13 protein-coding genes are annotated in these 16,080 nt (G+C 57.4%); 4 read left to right on the forward strand and 9 right to left on the reverse strand.

All coding sequences use genetic code 11. The annotated features are described in order from the left end of the window. From lgt to rppH, 3 genes are all read right to left on the reverse strand, one after another. Complete coding sequence (lgt, locus tag GNG26_RS17935) at nucleotides 1-873, reverse strand: prolipoprotein diacylglyceryl transferase (protein WP_103180966.1); 873 nt, start codon at nucleotides 871-873, stop codon at nucleotides 1-3. A 185-nt stretch (nucleotides 874-1,058) separates the two neighbouring features. Further along, entirely contained in the window at nucleotides 1,059-3,305 is a 2,247-nt protein-coding gene (gene ptsP / locus GNG26_RS17940; protein ID WP_103822738.1) for a phosphoenolpyruvate--protein phosphotransferase, read from the reverse strand. Nucleotides 3,306-3,317: 12 nt separating this feature from the next. Continuing rightward, a complete protein-coding gene (rppH, locus tag GNG26_RS17945; RefSeq protein ID WP_103180968.1) occupies nucleotides 3,318-3,848 on the reverse strand; it encodes an RNA pyrophosphohydrolase in 531 nt (176 codons plus the stop codon). Nucleotides 3,849-4,532: 684 nt separating this feature from the next. Here rppH and mutH point away from each other — a divergent pair. From mutH to GNG26_RS17960, 3 genes are all read left to right on the forward strand, one after another. Further along, on the forward strand, nucleotides 4,533-5,225 hold the full coding sequence (gene mutH, locus GNG26_RS17950; RefSeq protein ID WP_103822739.1) for a DNA mismatch repair endonuclease MutH: 693 nt from the start codon (nucleotides 4,533-4,535) through the stop codon (nucleotides 5,223-5,225). Between the two features lie 129 nt (nucleotides 5,226-5,354). Beyond that, the gene (locus tag GNG26_RS17955) at nucleotides 5,355-5,573 is read left to right on the forward strand and encodes a YgdI/YgdR family lipoprotein (protein WP_039029896.1); all 219 of its coding nucleotides are present in this window, start codon (nucleotides 5,355-5,357) and stop codon (nucleotides 5,571-5,573) included. A 116-nt stretch (nucleotides 5,574-5,689) separates the two neighbouring features. Then, nucleotides 5,690-6,730 carry an NADP(H)-dependent aldo-keto reductase gene (locus GNG26_RS17960; RefSeq protein WP_103180970.1) on the forward strand — a complete coding sequence of 347 codons (1,041 nt, stop codon included), beginning with the start codon at nucleotides 5,690-5,692 and terminating at the stop codon, nucleotides 6,728-6,730. Nucleotides 6,731-6,871: 141 nt separating this feature from the next. Here the strand turns inward: GNG26_RS17960 and lplT are convergent, their stop codons facing one another. Further along, a complete protein-coding gene (lplT, locus tag GNG26_RS17965) occupies nucleotides 6,872-8,065 on the reverse strand; it encodes a lysophospholipid transporter LplT (RefSeq protein ID WP_114388371.1) in 1,194 nt (397 codons plus the stop codon). Further along, a complete protein-coding gene (gene aas, locus GNG26_RS17970) occupies nucleotides 8,058-10,217 on the reverse strand; it encodes a bifunctional acyl-ACP--phospholipid O-acyltransferase/long-chain-fatty-acid--ACP ligase (protein WP_156239700.1) in 2,160 nt (719 codons plus the stop codon). Before aas ends, lplT begins: the two co-directional genes overlap by 8 nt. Before the next feature lie 622 nt (nucleotides 10,218-10,839). Here aas and galR point away from each other — a divergent pair. Then, nucleotides 10,840-11,856 (forward strand): HTH-type transcriptional regulator GalR, encoded by a 1,017-nt coding sequence (galR, locus tag GNG26_RS17975; protein ID WP_103822741.1) that lies wholly within the window; start codon nucleotides 10,840-10,842, stop codon nucleotides 11,854-11,856. On the opposite strand, the gene GNG26_RS17980 is transcribed toward galR, so the two are convergent. The 4 genes from GNG26_RS17980 to GNG26_RS17995 form a co-directional block, all read right to left on the reverse strand. Then, nucleotides 11,817-12,293 (reverse strand): GNAT family N-acetyltransferase, encoded by a 477-nt coding sequence (locus GNG26_RS17980; RefSeq protein WP_103822742.1) that lies wholly within the window; start codon nucleotides 12,291-12,293, stop codon nucleotides 11,817-11,819. The two genes, galR and GNG26_RS17980, sit on opposite strands and share 40 nt — an antisense overlap. After that, nucleotides 12,290-13,063: an FCD domain-containing protein gene (locus tag GNG26_RS17985; RefSeq protein ID WP_114316875.1), complete on the reverse strand. Its 774-nt coding sequence runs from the start codon at nucleotides 13,061-13,063 to the stop codon at nucleotides 12,290-12,292. Before GNG26_RS17985 ends, GNG26_RS17980 begins: the two co-directional genes overlap by 4 nt. A gap of 90 nt (nucleotides 13,064-13,153) precedes the next feature. After that, a complete protein-coding gene (locus tag GNG26_RS17990; protein WP_114316874.1) occupies nucleotides 13,154-14,581 on the reverse strand; it encodes a glycoside hydrolase family 1 protein in 1,428 nt (475 codons plus the stop codon). Continuing rightward, nucleotides 14,578-15,915: a PTS sugar transporter subunit IIC gene (locus GNG26_RS17995; RefSeq protein ID WP_114385825.1), complete on the reverse strand. Its 1,338-nt coding sequence runs from the start codon at nucleotides 15,913-15,915 to the stop codon at nucleotides 14,578-14,580. The genes GNG26_RS17990 and GNG26_RS17995 overlap by 4 nt, the downstream gene beginning before the upstream one ends. Nucleotides 15,916-16,080: the final 165 nt, after the last annotated feature.

The following is a 16,080-nucleotide window of genomic DNA, read 5'->3' on the forward strand; positions in this document are numbered from 1 at the left end:
TCAGGAGACCTGTTGCTGTGGACGACGGTACGCCCAGACCATCATTGCGATACCCGCGACGATCATCGGAATGGAGAGGATCTGCCCCATGCTGATGTACTGGACCCACGTCCCGGTAAATTGCGCATCCGGCTGGCGGAAGAATTCCACGATAATGCGGAACGCGCCATAACCAATCAGGAACAGGCCAGAGACGGAGCCTGTCGGGCGCGGTTTACGGATGAACAGGTTCAGAATGATAAATAGCACCACCCCTTCCAGCGCCATTTCATACAGCTGCGACATATGGCGCGGCAGGACGCCGTAGGTGTCGAAAATCGACTGCCATTCCGGGTGCGACGGCAGCAGGGCCATATCTTCGGCACGGGACTGCGGGAACAGCATAGTAAACGGTACGCTCGGGTCGACACGGCCCCACAGCTCGCCGTTGATAAAGTTACCGAGACGGCCTGCGCCCAGACCGAACGGGATCAGCGGCGCAATAAAGTCAGAGACCTGGAAGAAGCTGCGTTTGGTGCGCTTCGCGAAAATGACCATCACCAGAATGACGCCAATCAGGCCACCGTGGAAGGACATGCCGCCGTCCCAGACGCGGAACAGGTAGAGCGGATCGTTCAGGAAGACCGGGAAGTTGTAAAACAGCACATAGCCGATACGCCCACCGAGGAAAACGCCGAGGAAACCGGCATACAGCAGGTTTTCCACTTCGTCTTTGGTCCAGCCGCTGCCCGGGCGTTTGGCGCGACGGCCAGCCAGCCACATGGCAAAGACGAAACCGACCAGATACATCAATCCGTACCAGTGCAGCGCGACGGGTCCTACTGAGAAAATGACCGGATCAAACTCCGGAAAATGCAGATAGCCACTGTTCATCTGTCACCACAAGATGTTGTTATTCCGCTGAAAGTGGACAGCGGTAGAGAAGCGCGCAGAGGAGTACCCTGCGCTCCAAAGTTGCGAATCATAGCACAAGCGAGCGTGGAGGTTGCGCCAGAGATGTAAAAGATGTGTATAGGGGTTTGTATCCCCCGGCGCAGACGCTGAGGGATACCTGGTGCCTAACGTCCGCCGCGGATCAGCCCGCCCATGCCGCGACGCTCCATAAAGGCCGCCACCTGATGACGCACCTCCGTTGCCAGCTGGGCTTCAAGGCTGCGTTTCGCCAGCTGCTGAGCCTCTTCAAAGTCGATATGGCGCAGCAGATACTTCACGCGGGCAACGGAACGTCCGTTCATGGACAAGTGGCGGAAGCCGAGACCAATCAGGATCGCTACACACATTGAGTCGCCCGCCATCTCACCGCATAAACGCAGATCAATACCGTTGGCGTCCGCCTCGCGGGCAATCATCGCCAGCGCGCGCAGCATCGCCGGATGCAGGCTGTCGTAAATACTCGCCACCCGGGTGTTATTGCGATCCACCGCCAGCATGTACTGGGTCAGGTCGTTGGTGCCCACCGAAACAAAGTCGACGCGCGTGGCCAGCTGCGGGAGCATAAAGACCATCGACGGGACTTCCAGCATCACGCCAATGCGCGGCTTCGGGATTTCGTAGCCGATCATCTCTTCGACTTCTCGTCCGGCACGCTCGATCAGGCGGCGGGCTTCATCGATCTCATCAATACTGGTGACCATCGGCAGCAAAATACTGAGGTTACCGGTCGCCGCATTGGCACGCAGCATGGCGCGCACCTGGATCAGGAAGATCTCCGGCTGATCGAGAGTAATGCGGATCCCGCGCCAGCCCAGGCAAGGGTTCTCTTCGCTGATGGGCATGTACGGCAGTTGCTTATCTGCGCCAACGTCCAGCGTACGTAACGTCACCGGCTTGTCGTTGAACATCTGCAGCATGCCCTGATACTGCGCGACCTGCTCCTCCTCAGAGGGGAAGCCGCTTTGCAGCATGAACGGGATCTCGGTGCGGTAGAGACCGATACCATCAATACGGCTGCCGAGCTTCTCTTCATGTTCCGGGCTTAACCCGGCATTGAGCATTACCTTAATGCGCTCACCGCTTTTCAGCGCCGCAGGCTGGTTGACGTCGTCTTCCGCCAGACGGCTCAGCTCGTTCTCTTCGCTGATAAGGCGCTGATATTCCTGCAACAGTACCGGTTCAGGATCGACCAGCAGCTCGCCGCGATAACCGTCCACCACCAGCGTTCGGCGGTGCAGCGCAGAGGGCTGAATATCGGCCCCCATTACGGTCGGGATCCCGAGCGCCCGCACCATAATGGCGGCATGGGAGTTGGCGGCGCCGTCGCGAACCACGATCCCGGCCAGTCTGTCCTGCGGCAACTCTGCGAGCGTGGTGGCGGAAAGCTCATCCGCGACCAGCACAAAGCGCGGCGGCCAGGTATTGGCAGCCTGAATGGTATCATCGAGATGGAACAGCAGACGCTGACCTAAGGTACGCAGATCCCCGGCACGCTCTTTCAGATAGCCATCGGTCAGGGCGGCAAACTGTTCGGCGAATTTTTCGACGACCTTTTTGACGGCCCACTCCGCCACCGAGCCCCTGTCGACCTCATCAAACAGCTCCCGACGCAGCCGGGCATCAGACAACAGGTGTGAATAAAGATCGAAGATCGCTGCCGTCTCTTTTTGCGCACCTGCGGCATAGCGCTTGCTGTAGCGGCGAAATTCGTTGGCAGCCTCCTCCAGCGCGCCGGTCAGACGTTCGCGCTCAAGGGCGGTGTCCAGCGTGGAGGCTTCGTAAACCTGCTCCATGAGCGGCAGCGTGGCGTCCATCCAGCCTTCGGCGATCGCGACGCCGGGCGAGGCAGGCAAGGCGCGAATGCGCGTCTGCCGGTACTGACCAAACAGTGCCGCGAGCTGGGACTGGGAGAGAATAGCCGCCATTTGCGTGGCCAGCGTAACGAGGAATGACTCCTCGCTTTCGTCGTACTGACGCAGTTCGCGCTGCTGCACAACCAGCACGCCCAGCAGCTGACGACGCTGGATGATCGGTACGCCCAGGAAGGCGCGAAAACGCTCCTCTTTTACGGAGGGGATATATTTGAAGCTAGGGTGTTTTTGCGCATCGGCAAGGTTGATGGGTTCGGCCAGACGCCCGACCAGACCCACTACGCCTTCATCAAACGCCAGCGCAACGGTACGACCACGCGGTTTTTTCAATCCGCGCGTGGCCATAAGGTAGTAACACCTGCGATCGTGGTCGGCCAGATAGACCGAACAGACCTCGGTTTCCATCGCAAGGCAGATATCAGTGACCAGAATATCCAGCGCCTCGTTGAGCCGTGGGGCACTGGCCACCTTCTCGACTATTTCGCGCAGGCGGGTGAGCATAATGTGCGTAGCTTAACCTCTTTTACGTCGCCAGGCAGGTGCGCTCTGGGGCTTAGGAGGAACCTCCTGAAGCATCATCACGGCACTTGCGAACTCTTTCATCACCCTGCGGTAAACATCGCGCTTAAACGACACGACCTGCCGAACGGGATACCAGTAGCTGACCCAGCGCCAGCCATCAAACTCAGGCGTGCTGCTGGTTTGCATATTGATATCCGCATCGCTGCTCACCAATTGCAGAAGAAACCATTTCTGTTTCTGGCCGATACATACCGGCTTTGTGTCCCAACGCACCAAACGCTTCGGTAACTTGTAACGCAACCAGTTGCGGGTCGAAGCCAGAATGCGAACATCCTTGCGGCTTAAGCCAACTTCTTCGAACAGCTCCCGATACATCGCTTGCTCTGCGGACTCTCCAGGGTTAATCCCGCCTTGGGGAAATTGCCAGGAGTGCTGACCATATCGCCGGGCCCACATGACCTGCCCCTGGCGATTACAAATTACGATACCTACATTCGGGCGGTAGCCATCGTCATCAATCACCGGACTACCCCAAACTAAACCTTATATATAAATGATTGTTTCACACTCCAGTGAGGCGGTAAACCACTCTCTTTCGGGCCTGGAGCCGAATAACATTTGAATAACTCACAATTATCATCGGAGTTATAAACAGATGACCGCCCGGAAGGGCAATTTTATACACTTTTTCTGTGGATAGAGTTGTGAAGAAGTATGGAATTACCGATGGACAACCCAGAGCACTCTGAATATTGCAGAGATTAGCGTTTTTTACAACTCTCTATTTTTCATTAGTTTAAATGAGATTATCTGTGAAATGCACAGCATTGTGTGATGCAGGTCACCTGAAAGATCGTTGTGCTGATGAAAGATCGAGCAACGTCGGTTTTATCCACAGATTGTGCCAATAAGTTAGGCACATTTTGTCTGAATTTTCGATTTTCGTCGCGCGTCAAGGCTGTAAATGGAAACAGTAGTGGGGGTTATTCCCAGTTATCCCATTTTTCTGTGGATAACTGGGTGTAAGATCCTGTTTATTGTCAGTGACCAGATTTGGACAACCTGGATAACCGACCGGCAGCGCAGGGGAAAATGGCCATAAAAATACATATAAATCATTAACCTGGCACATGCAAAAAGAAAAAGATAAACTCTCTCTGTGCGGTGGAAAACTGCTGTTCATTTTTTAACCAAAAGGCAATTACCATGCTTCCCCTCGCTCCCCTCTCTTCGCCTCCTGCTACAGAAGCGGTGTTACTGCAACAAGCGCAGCGTCTGGCGGGCTATTCGCTGGGTGAACTCGCTGCCCTGGCAGGCCTGCCCATTCCGCCCGATCTTAAGCGCGATAAAGGCTGGACAGGCGTTCTGCTGGAGCTGTGGCTGGGTGCCAGCGCGGGCAGTAAGCCTGAACAGGATTTTGCCGCCTTAGGGGTAGAGCTCAAGACCATCCCTATCGACAGTGCAGGCCGGCCCCTGGAGACAACGTTTGTCTGCGTGGCGCCGTTAACCGGCAATACGGGGATCACGTGGGAGAGCAGTCATGTGCGGCATAAGCTGAAACGCGTGCTGTGGATCCCGGTTGAGGGGGATCGTGCGATCCCACTGGCCGCCCGTCGCGTCGGGGCGCCGTTGATCTGGAGCCCGAACGAAGAAGAGGATCGTCAGCTGCGTCTGGACTGGGAGGAGTTGATGGACATGATCGTCCTGGGTCAGGTTGAGCGCATCACTGCCCGCCACGGCGAGGTGCTCCAGCTACGGCCAAAAGCCGCAAACAGTAAAGCGCTCACCGAGGCCATCGGCGCACGCGGAGAACCGATCCTCACCCTGCCCCGGGGCTTTTATTTGAAAAAAAACTTCACGGGCGCGTTGCTGGCACGTCACTTTCTTTTGAATACCTGACTTTTTAGCCAGAATGTTGCTTTTTATCACATATTTCCCTGTTTTTTCAGAATTGACCACTTTCAGAAAAACAACGGCAGAGTTATTACTACACTGATAACTAACACGAGCCAGGCGGAGGTAACAAGAATGAAGAAATGGGCAGTGATAATCTCGGCAGTTGGTTTAGCGTTTGCCGTTTCTGGTTGTAGCAGCGACTACGTCATGGCGACCAAAGATGGTCGTATGATTCTGACCGACGGCAAACCCGAAGTCGACGATGATACCGGGCTGGTCAGCTACCGCGATCAGCAGGGTAACAATATGCAGATTAACCGCGACGAAGTTTCACAGATTATAGAAAGATAATAATAAAGGTCAGCGGCTTGCTGGCCTTTTGATTTTTCCCTTCCCCTCTGTCATGTTTATAGTCCTTTGTCGGGAATTTCCTGACGCAGATAACATGTCAAATAAGGAAGCCGGCTATGCATTATCACCGTATCCCCCATAGCGCTCTTGAGATAAGCCAACTGGGGTTGGGCACGATGACATTTGGTGAACAAAATAGCGAAGCCGATGCCCATGCACAACTCGATTACGCCGTCAGCCAGGGCATTAACCTGATTGATGTCGCGGAAATGTACCCGGTGCCGCCGCGTCCGGAAACGCAGGGATTAACTGAAACCTACGTCGGTAACTGGCTGGCAAAGCGCGGTAATCGCGAAAAGCTGATTGTCGCCTCCAAGGTCAGCGGCCCCTCCCGCAATAACGACAGCGGCATCCGTCCGAATCAGGTCCTCGATCGTAAAAACATCCGCGCCGCGCTGGACGCCAGCCTGACGCGTCTGCAGACCGATTATCTCGATCTCTATCAGGTTCACTGGCCGCAGCGCGCAACAAACTGCTTTGGCAAATTGGGCTACAGCTGGAGCGACAGTGCCCCTGTTGTCACGCTGCTGGAGACCCTGGAAGCGTTAACCGAGTGCCAGCGCGCGGGCAAAATCCGCTACATTGGCGTCTCTAACGAAACGGCCTTCGGCGTGATGCGTTATCTGCACCTGGCGGACAAGCACGACCTGCCGCGTATCGTGACCATTCAGAACCCGTACAGCCTGTTGAACCGCAGCTACGAAGTGGGTCTGGCGGAAGTGAGCCAGTATGAAGGCGTTGAGCTGCTGGCGTATTCCTGTCTGGGCTTTGGTACGCTGACCGGTAAGTATCTTAACGGTGCAAAACCGGCGGGGGCACGTAATACCCTGTTCAGCCGCTTTACCCGTTACAGCGGCGAGCAGACGCAAAAAGCGGTGGCGGCCTATGTCGATATCGCCAGACGTCACGGGCTCGATCCGGCGCAGATGGCGCTGGCCTTTGTGCGCCGTCAGCCGTTTGTCGCCAGCACCCTGCTGGGCGCGACCACCATGGAGCAGCTGAAAACAAATATCGAAAGCTTCCATCTGGAGTTGAGCGAAGAGGTGTTAGCGGAGATTGAGGCGGTGCATCAGGTGTATACCTATCCGGCGCCGTAATAAACGCAAAAAGGCAACGACAGTTGCCTTTTTAGTTTCACAGGTCGGGTAAGGCGAAGCCGTCACCCGACAAGTCGCTCCGGCGGCGCTTCGCTTGCCGGGCCTACAAGGTCAAAGGCGGATTTCGTAGCCGCCACCACATCATCGCCGACGCTGCCACACCCACAGCGCCGCTATCGCCACCGCAAACAGTCCGCCAAACCCGACGCCAATGCCCACCACAGGTACGCCCACCTTCACCGCCAGCGAGTAAAGACCGAGCATCAGCAGCATGGCGGCGTTTTCGCCGAGATTTTGCACCGCGATGGCATTTCCCGCGCCGACGGTATGCTTCCCGCGTTCCTGGAGCAGCGCGTTCAGCGGCACCACGAAGAAGCCCCCGCAGATCCCCATCAGGAAGAGCAGCGCATAGGAAGGCAACAGCGCATGTTGCAGGGCGAAGATCAGCACCACCAGGCCGATCAGGACCCCGGCAGGCATGCAACGGGCGACGGTTTGCAGCGTCACCAGCTTCGCCGCGGCTCCCGCGCCCAGCACGATCCCCACCGCCACCATGGCGTTGAGATAGGTCGGCGTGGCGTTATCGGTAATGCCCAGCGCCGTCGGCACCCAGAGCACCAGCAGGAAGCGCAGCGTTACCCCTGCGCCCCAGAACATGCTGGTGCCCATCAGTGAGAAACGGGTTTCGCCGTTACGCCACAGCACGCGACAGGCGTTAAAGAAGCTGGCGGTCATCGGCGTAAAGCGCCAGGACTGCCCCGGACGCGCCGCCGGCAGTTTCGGGATAAACAGGTTGGCGATCACCGCCCCGCCATACACCACGGCACAAACCCCCAGCGCCGCCAGTACGTGCCAGTCGGCCAGCACGCCGCCGGCTACCGAGCCCAGCAGGATCGCCGCAATGGTGGAGGCCTCCATCAGCCCGTTGGCTTTCACCAGCTTATCGCCGGTGGTGAGTTCACCGAGAATGCCATATTTGGCCGGGGAGTAGGCTGCCGCCCCGACGCCCACCAGCGTATAGCCCACAAATGGATTGACGCCAAAGCAGATACTCGCCGCTCCCAGCAGTTTCAGGCTGTTGGCAAACATCATCACCCGCCCTTTGGCGAAGCTGTCCGCCACCTGGCCAACAAAAGGGGCAAAAATGATGTAAGCGCCCACAAACACCATCTGCAGGATCGGCTGGCTCCAGTCCGGGTAAAACTGGGATTTAAGCAGCGCCAGAGTGGCAAACAGCAGCGCGTTATCACCAAAGGCAGAGAGAAACTGGGCGGCGATAACCGCCATCATCCCTTTCGACCAGATGGATGTGTTAGTGGGTACTGACTCACTCATCATGCGGCTCCGCCTGTTCAACCATGCCTTTCAGGGTGACAAAATCCGGCTTACCGCTGCCCAGCACCGGAAGTTGCTTGAGATAACGAATATCACGCGGCACGGCCAGCTCAGGGATGCCATGTGCGCGCGCATGTTGCAGAAGGAGATCGCGTTTCAGCTCGCTGTCGGTGGTAAAGAGCACCAGGGCTTCACCTTTACTGGCGTCGGCCTTCACCGCAGTGGCGTGCATTTTGTCAGGGGATACCGCCAGTGCCAGCTGTTCCACCATCTCCAGCGAGACCATTTCACCGGCGATTTTGGCGAAGCGCTTCGCCCGCCCCTGGATCTGCACGTAGCCCTGGTCATCGAAGCGCACGATATCGCCCGTGTCGTACCAGCCGGTCTCCACCTCGCCGTTGGCGTTTTCCGCCGTTGGCGCTTCCAGCACGCCCGGATTTTCCACCCGCAGATAGCCGTTCATGATGTTCGGCCCTTTCAGCTGCAGACGTGCGCCCTCTTCAATGCCCGGCACAGCGAGCAGACGGGCATCCATTCCCGGCAGAATGCGTCCTACCGTTCCCGGTTTGGCCGCCATCGGCACGTTAATAGAGACCACCGGCGCGCACTCGGTGACGCCGTAGCCCTCCAGAATGCGCAGACCAAATTTGTCCTGCCACAGCTGGCGGGTGCTCTCCTGCAATTTTTCCGCCCCGGCCACCACGTAGCGCACGCGATGGAAATCATACGGATTGGCAAAACGGGCGTAGTTGCCAAGGAAGGTCGAGGTGCCGAAGATCACCGTGCAGTTACGGTCATAGGTCAGTTCCGGCACGATGCGATAGTGCAGCGGGCTCGGGTAGAGGAATACTTCGGCACCGGTCAGCAGCGGCGTAAACAGTCCCACCGTCAGGCCAAAGGAGTGGAACAGCGGCAGCGCCGACATAAAGCGATCCCGGGCGGTGAAGTCGGCGATGGTCTTTATCTGCTCGACGTTAGCCAGCAGGCTTTTATGGCTATGAACCACCCCTTTCGGGTTCCCCTCCGAGCCGGAGGTAAAGAGGATCACGGCGGCATCTTCCGGCTGCTGTTTAACCTGCGCCAGGTGCGGCATCACCAGGTGAGCAAAGATCCACAGCTTATCGCCGAGGGTGACCTCCGCCTTAAGATCTTCCAGAAAGACCCAGCGTACCTGAGTAAGCTGCTCCGGCAGATGCCAGAGTTTGCCTTTATCGAGAAACGTGCGTGAGGTGAAGACAGTCTTGATCTGCGCGGCGGTGAAAGCGCTGCTGAGCCCTTTCACCCCTGCGGTGTAGTTGAGCATGGCCGGGACACGACCGCGGGAGACGGCGCCAAAGATCACCGCCGCGCTGATCCCGGCGTTCGGCAGCATCAGGCCAATCTTCTCCCCTTGCTGGCTGTATTTCTCAAGGATACGGCCGACAAACAGCGTCTTGGTCAGCAGCTTGCGATAAGTATCAGGCGCAAAATTGATGTCATCGATACAGTTTTTGTTCGCGCCATAACGGTACATTGCCGTCAGCAGCGACTCATACAGCGTTTCACGCGGACGCACCGCCATGCGAGCTTCCATCATGATCTGATGCAGCATCTCCCCGGCAATCTTACGTCGGTCGCGGGCGCGGGGTGCGTCGGGCATCGGCAAGGTGGTTGGCGGCAGCAGATGCAGGGTAATCCGCGGGAACAGGCGCTGCTTCACCAGCCCTTTCAGGCGGCTGAAAAAGGTCAGCTCCGCGCCTTCAATGCGCACCGGCACTACAGTGGCGCCCGATTTCGCCGCCACAAAGCCCGCGCCGTCATAAATTTTCATCAGCGAGCCGGTGATGGAGATGCGCCCTTCCGGGAAGATCACCACCGGGCGTCCCTGCCCGATCAGACGCACCAGATGTTTGATCATCATCGGTTTGGTGGGATCGAGCGGAACGAACTCAATCACGCTCGACAGCCAGCGCATGTACCACTGCTGGCTGATGGAGGTGTAGACCGCAAAGACCGGGCGCACGGGTAAAAACAGCGCCAGCAGAATGCCGTCAATAAAAGAGACATGGTTGGGGGTAATAATAACGCGTTCAGCGTGCAGAGCCTGGGTGTCGCCAGTCAGACGGACGCGAAAGAGGATACGAAACAGTGTGCGGAAAAACCCAAATAGCATTTCAACTCCCTTTGCTTTTCAATTAGCCGGGTTACGGTAAATTGTGGCAGATTACACGAGAAGTGCGGTGGGAGCGACAACCGGATAGGGACAAAAAAAAACCTGCGCATCTGCGCAGGTTGGTGCAAGAGATGAGTACGCAGTACGTACTAAGAATTCTCACCAATCAATACCTCTGGGATCTTGATTGTGGCTCCGGGCCCTCGACTTCACCAGCGCAAAAAAGCAAGGGAATGAGCCGAAGTGCAACCAGGTGTGAATTTTCTCCCTGGCTGTTACATGTTGAACAACAAGCAAAAAAAAACCTGCGTAAGAACGCAGGCTGGTGTAAAGCGTGTCAGTTAACCCGGGGTCAACTTCACCTATCAATACCTCTGGGATCTCAAATGTAGCAACGCGGCCCAAACCCCTGCCAGCAGACAATCGCAACAGCCTGAGGCAAAGTGTAACCAATGATTCAAATTCACCCTCTTCTGTCACGCTTCGCTGTGTAACGATTACACCATTTCCGCCAGCGTTTCTCACCTTTGTGAATTGCCTCACCGCCCTGCGCTTGAATACGCCTCACTTTTCCGCAACACTATTGAGTGTGTAAACGCTTACCCTAACAAGAAGGTAGAGAATGGCGACAATAAAGGATGTGGCCCGACTGGCGGGTGTTTCCGTCGCCACGGTTTCACGTGTGATCAACAACTCCCCGAAAGCCAGTGAAACCTCCCGCCAGGCGGTGCTGACCGCCATGGAATCCCTGAACTATCACCCCAACGCCAACGCCCGGGCGCTGGCTCAGCAATCTACCGATACCGTCGGGCTGGTGGTGGGCGATGTCTCCGATCCCTTTTTCGGCGCGATGGTCAAAGCCGTCGAGCAGGTCGCCTACCAGACCGGTAATTTTCTGCTGATCGGCAATGGCTACCACAACGAGCAGAAAGAGCGTCAGGCGATTGAGCAGCTGATCCGCCACCGCTGCGCGGCGCTGGTGGTGCATGCCAAAAAGCTGCCGGATGACGAGTTAGTCCATCTGATGAAGCAGATCCCCGGCATGGTGATTGTGAACCGCATTATTCCCGGCTATGAACAGCGCTGCGTGGCGCTGGACGATCGCTACGGCGCCTGGCTTGCTACCCGCCATCTGATCCAGCAGGGGCATACCCGTATCGGCTATCTCTGCTCCAACCACCCCATTTCGGATGCCGAAGATCGGCTGCAGGGTTATTACGATGCGCTGCGTGAGAATGACCTGCCCTGCAACGATCGCCTGGTCACTTATGGTGAACCTGACGAGCGCGGCGGCGAGCAGGCGATGACCGAGCTGCTGGGACGGGGGCGTAACTTTACGGCGATCGCCTGTTACAACGACTCGATGGCCGCCGGGGCGATGGGTGTGCTGAACGATAACGGCATTGACGTGCCGGGGGATATTTCGCTGATTGGCTTCGATGACATTCTTATTTCGCGCTATGTGCGGCCGCGCCTGACCACGGTGCGCTATCCTATCGTCACCATGGCGACCCAGGCGGCGGAGCTGGCGCTGTCACTGGCGGATAAACGCCAGCCGCCGGAGATCACCCACCTATTCAGCCCGACGCTGGTGCGTCGTCACTCCGTTGTGCCGCCGGCAGAGTCCGCCAGCGAATAGCGGTAGAGGTGGACGGTTTTGTCCGGGTACTCCAGACCGTCACCGATGTAATGCCAGCCGTAGCGCTCATAAAAATCGCGGCAGGCAGACCAGAGATGCAGTTCGCTAAAGCCGCTCTCTGCGGCGTAGCGCTGAACGTGCCGCTGTAACTTCCCCGCCAGTCCCTGTCCGCGCGCCGCGTCGTCCACGTACAGCGCCGCCAGCCAGGGATGGAGATCCTGACGGGTAATCAGATCGCAGCGCCATAACCCCACCGTGCCGAGCAGGCGTTTCCCTTCGGTAGCAATAAAGGTGAGCGGCAGCGCGCCGGGGGTCTGGCTATAGGTCACGACGCTGGCAAAAAAGTCACGCGACAGGCCGTCACCAAAGGCCTGCCACAGCCAGTCAATCACCTGCTCCGCGTGATGCGGGGCGGCGTACAGCGGTTGAATAATCACATCAGTTTCCCCTGGAAAAGGGGTACCGACTCAAACAGGTAGCCGTCAAAGTCCGGGGCGTCCTCGTCGGAGAGCTCCAGCAGGCTCTTTTTGACATTTTCCAGATGTTGCCACATCGCCTGCCAGGCACCCATCACGTCACGACGGCGCAGGGCGGCGAGGATGGTTTGTCTGTCGCCCAGCCACTTCAGGCGATACGCCCGGCTGGCGATATGGGCGTTGAACTGCTGCCAGAGCGGGCTGCTGTCCATGTGATGCCAGATACTTTCGACGGTGCCCAGCAGCATCTGATTCTGCGTTGCCCCCGCCAGCACCAGATGGAACATTTTATTGTTGTCCTGGCTGTTATCGTTGGCGGCGATCGCCCGCTGCTCTTGCTCGATGATGCGGCGCAGGTTATCGATGTCCGCCCGGGTCGCCATCTTCGCAGCAAAGGCGGCAATGTTACTTTCAAGCAGCTGGCGCGCCTGCAAAATCTCGAACGGGCCAACGTCGCTGTGAAAGAAGCGCTCTTCCTCGTTCTCATGCTCTTCAGGAATGCGCATCACGTAGACGCCGGAACCCTGGCGAATATCCACGGTGCCCTGTAGCTCCAGCATCAGCAGCGCCTCACGCACGATGGTACGGCTGACGCCGTAGGTTTCCGCAATGTTGCGCTCCGGCGGCAGACGTGAGCCCACGGGATAGTGCCCTTGGACGATCTGGGCGCGTAAATCCTCGCCAATCTCCTGGTACTGCTTCTTTTCCGCCGGGACGACAGCCTTATCCACGTTATCACCTGTACTGAGAGTTAATGCACGGGCCGGGCAGCTTCCCGGCCAGTTTGTGCCCTATGTTACCAGAAGCGGCTCACTCTTCGCCTACTTCCATTCATCATCAATGGTCAGGGTCAGCACGCGCTTATCGCGCAGTTGCCGGAACCAGCTGGCCGATTTTTTGGGGCGTCGGGCGCGGTTGTCCGCCAGATCGATCTCAATCAGGCCGTAGCGGTTCTTAAAGGCGTTCATCGGCGAGACGTTATCGGTGAAGGCCCACAGCATGTAACCGTGGCAGTTGGCCCCCTCCTCCCGCGCCAGCAGCGTGTAATAGAGGTGTTCGCTGATAAAGTTGATGCGGTAGTTGTCCTCGATGATGCCATCGCGGTTACGGTACTGGCCTTCGTTTTCCACCCCCATCCCGCTTTCGGCCACGAACCAGTCGATATTGCGGTAGTCGTTTTTGATGCGCATCGCCATGTCGTAGATGATGCGCGGGGCGATCTCCCAGCCGCGGGAGGGGTTCATCCTTCGCCCCGGCAGGTCAAACGGCTCGTAGTAGTATGCCGGATGGAACGGCGTCTCGGGATGCCAGGCCCGGGACGGCGCCTTCACCCGATGCGGGTAATAGAGATTGATCCCCAGCTCATCGACGGTGTTCTCCGCAATCAGGGCCAGTTCGTCGTCGTTGTACTCCCACCGCACCTGATGTTTTTCCAGCAGGGTGAACAGTTCCTGGGGATAACGTCCATGCACCAGCGGATCGAGGAACACCCGGTTGTAGAACAGATCGTAGATCTCCGCAGCCTTTATGTCGTGGGCGGCCCGGGAGCGAGGATAAGTGACTTCCGGATTGAGAATGCAGCCTACGCTGCCGCTGTAGCCCTTCTCGCGGAACAGCTTCACCACCTTCGCCGTCGCCAGCACTTTGTGGTGGTTCCACTGCATCCAGGTATGGGTGTTCTGTTCATAAGGCCAGCGCAGGGCGTCGAGGTATACTCGGGTCTGCACCACTATCGGCTCGTTGAAGGTAAACCAGCGCTTCACCACATGGTGATAGCGGGCAAAGACCTGTTCAGCATAGCGGGTGAACAGCTCGACCACATGCTTCGACGCCCAGCCGCCGTAGGTTTCCAGCAGCGTACCCGGCAGCTCGTAGTGTTCGAGACAGATCATCGGCTCAATGCCCTGACGATGCATCTCGGCAAACAGGGCGTCGTAATACGCAGCGTACTCCTCATCAACGGTGGCGTTTTCGTAGTCGGTAAGAAAACGCGACCAGTTGATGGAGGTGCGGTAGTGGGTCAGCCCGGCCTGCTTCATCAGCGCCACATCTTCCCGGAAGCGGTTGATAAAGTCGGTCGCCACCGCCGGGCCGTAGCCGTTGTGCCATACCTGACGATCGTTTTTGTACCAGAGATCGATCCAGGAATCCTGCCCGGCTTTTTTGCCGCTCCAGCCCTCGGTTTGCCAGGCGGAGGCCGCGGCCCCAAGGATAAACCCCTCGGGGATAGTCATCTGTTTAATGCTCATGCGTTATTCGTCGCCTCCTGGTTCGCGGCCTGCATCGCGGCCTGCTCTGCCCGGCGGGAGGCGATCTTCACAAACGGCAGATAGATCAGTACGGCGGTGATAATGCAGACCAGCTGGGTTACGACCGCGCCCATCGACCCGGCGGTAGAAAGCCAGGCGTTGATCAGCGGCGGCGTGGTCCAGGGCACCATCACCACCGCTTTGCCGGCAAAGCCGGTGACGGTGGCGAAGTAGCCGATGGTGCCGGTCACCAGCGGGGTGATGATGAACGGGATCGCCAGAATCGGGTTGAGCATGATTGGCATACCGAAGATCACCGGCTCGTTGATGTTAAAGATCCCCGGGCCGATGGAGAGCTTGGCGATCTCCTTCATCTCTTTGCGTTTGGTGCCGATCATCACCGCGATGAGCAGGCCGATGGTCAGACCCGAGCCGCCGATACTCATATAGACATCCCAGAACGGCATGGTGATGATGTTCGGGATCTCTTTCCCCTGCTCAAAGGCGCTCATGTTGACGGTGATCGCCCCCAGCAGCAGCGGCTCGCGGATCGGTTTGATCATCTGGTTGCCGTGGATCCCTATCACCCAGAAGAGCTGGGCCACGAACATCAGCAGCAGGATCCCCGGCAGGCTTTGCACTACCCGCTCAAGCGGCTGCTGCACCACCTGGTATACCGCATCGTAGAGATACATGCCGGTGAGCTGATGGAAGACAAAGCCGAAGGTGGCAATGGTAGTGGTGGTGATGATCGCTGGGATCAGGGCCGAGAACGAGGCCGAGACGTTTGGCGGCACGGTGTCCGGCATTCTGATTTTCAATCCCGGGCGCCCCTCCAGCCAGCAGTAGATCTCCACCGACAGGATGGCGATAAACATGCCGAGGAAGAGGCTGCGGGTATCCGAGAACTGGCGCAGGAGCACATCTTTTACCATGTGCATTTCGCCATCGACCATCATCTCAACGGTGGTCGGGGTGACGCAGATAAAGCAGATCACCGCCAGCAGCCCCGGGAACAACGACTTAATGCCGTTGATGCGTCCCAGCTCAATGCCGATCAGGAACACGGCCCCGATATTGAGGAAGTTGAGCGTGGCGTAGTTCAGGGCGCTGGTGATCGGTTTCAGCGCGGCGAGAAACGAAAGCGACTCAAAGCTGGCTAAGCCGTTTTTCGGATCCAGCACCATGTTGGAGATCAGCACCGAAAATGCGCCAACAATGATGACCGGCATTAAGGTGATGAAGGCGGACTTTATCGCCATGATATAGCGATAACTGTTGAACTTTGTGGCGAAACTGCCCAGAGAGTTGATCAGTTTTTCCTGTAATGCCATAGGGTAGTACCTCAGTAAAAGGGCCTTTATTGGGATTTAGGTGTTCAGCCGGCTTCTATTGGCATACCAAAAATAGCTTCTGGTGAAGATTTGTTCTGTGATTAAGCTCCCAACGCGACAAGAGGTATCCCGGAGTATGATTTATCAACACTTTGGTATGCCACT

It is taken from the genome of Leclercia sp. J807 (assembly GCF_009734465.1).
GTDB lineage: Bacteria > Pseudomonadota > Gammaproteobacteria > Enterobacterales > Enterobacteriaceae > Enterobacter.

Excerpts from the sequence above, each read along its gene's own strand:
- galR (WP_103822741.1), top strand. The coding sequence starts at position 10,840 with ATGGCGACAATAAAGGATGTGGCCCGACTGGCGGGTGTTTCCGTCGCC.
- aas (WP_156239700.1), bottom strand. The coding sequence starts at position 10,217 with ATGCTATTTGGGTTTTTCCGCACACTGTTTCGTATCCTCTTTCGCGTC.
- lgt (WP_103180966.1), bottom strand. The coding sequence starts at position 873 with ATGAACAGTGGCTATCTGCATTTTCCGGAGTTTGATCCGGTCATTTTC.
- GNG26_RS17995 (WP_114385825.1), bottom strand. The coding sequence starts at position 15,915 with ATGGCATTACAGGAAAAACTGATCAACTCTCTGGGCAGTTTCGCCACA.
- GNG26_RS17990 (WP_114316874.1), bottom strand. The coding sequence starts at position 14,581 with ATGAGCATTAAACAGATGACTATCCCCGAGGGGTTTATCCTTGGGGCC.
- ptsP (WP_103822738.1), bottom strand. The coding sequence starts at position 3,305 with ATGCTCACCCGCCTGCGCGAAATAGTCGAGAAGGTGGCCAGTGCCCCA.
- mutH (WP_103822739.1), top strand. The coding sequence starts at position 4,533 with ATGCTTCCCCTCGCTCCCCTCTCTTCGCCTCCTGCTACAGAAGCGGTG.
- lplT (WP_114388371.1), bottom strand. The coding sequence starts at position 8,065 with ATGAGTGAGTCAGTACCCACTAACACATCCATCTGGTCGAAAGGGATG.
- GNG26_RS17960 (WP_103180970.1), top strand. The coding sequence starts at position 5,690 with ATGCATTATCACCGTATCCCCCATAGCGCTCTTGAGATAAGCCAACTG.
- GNG26_RS17955 (WP_039029896.1), top strand. The coding sequence starts at position 5,355 with ATGAAGAAATGGGCAGTGATAATCTCGGCAGTTGGTTTAGCGTTTGCC.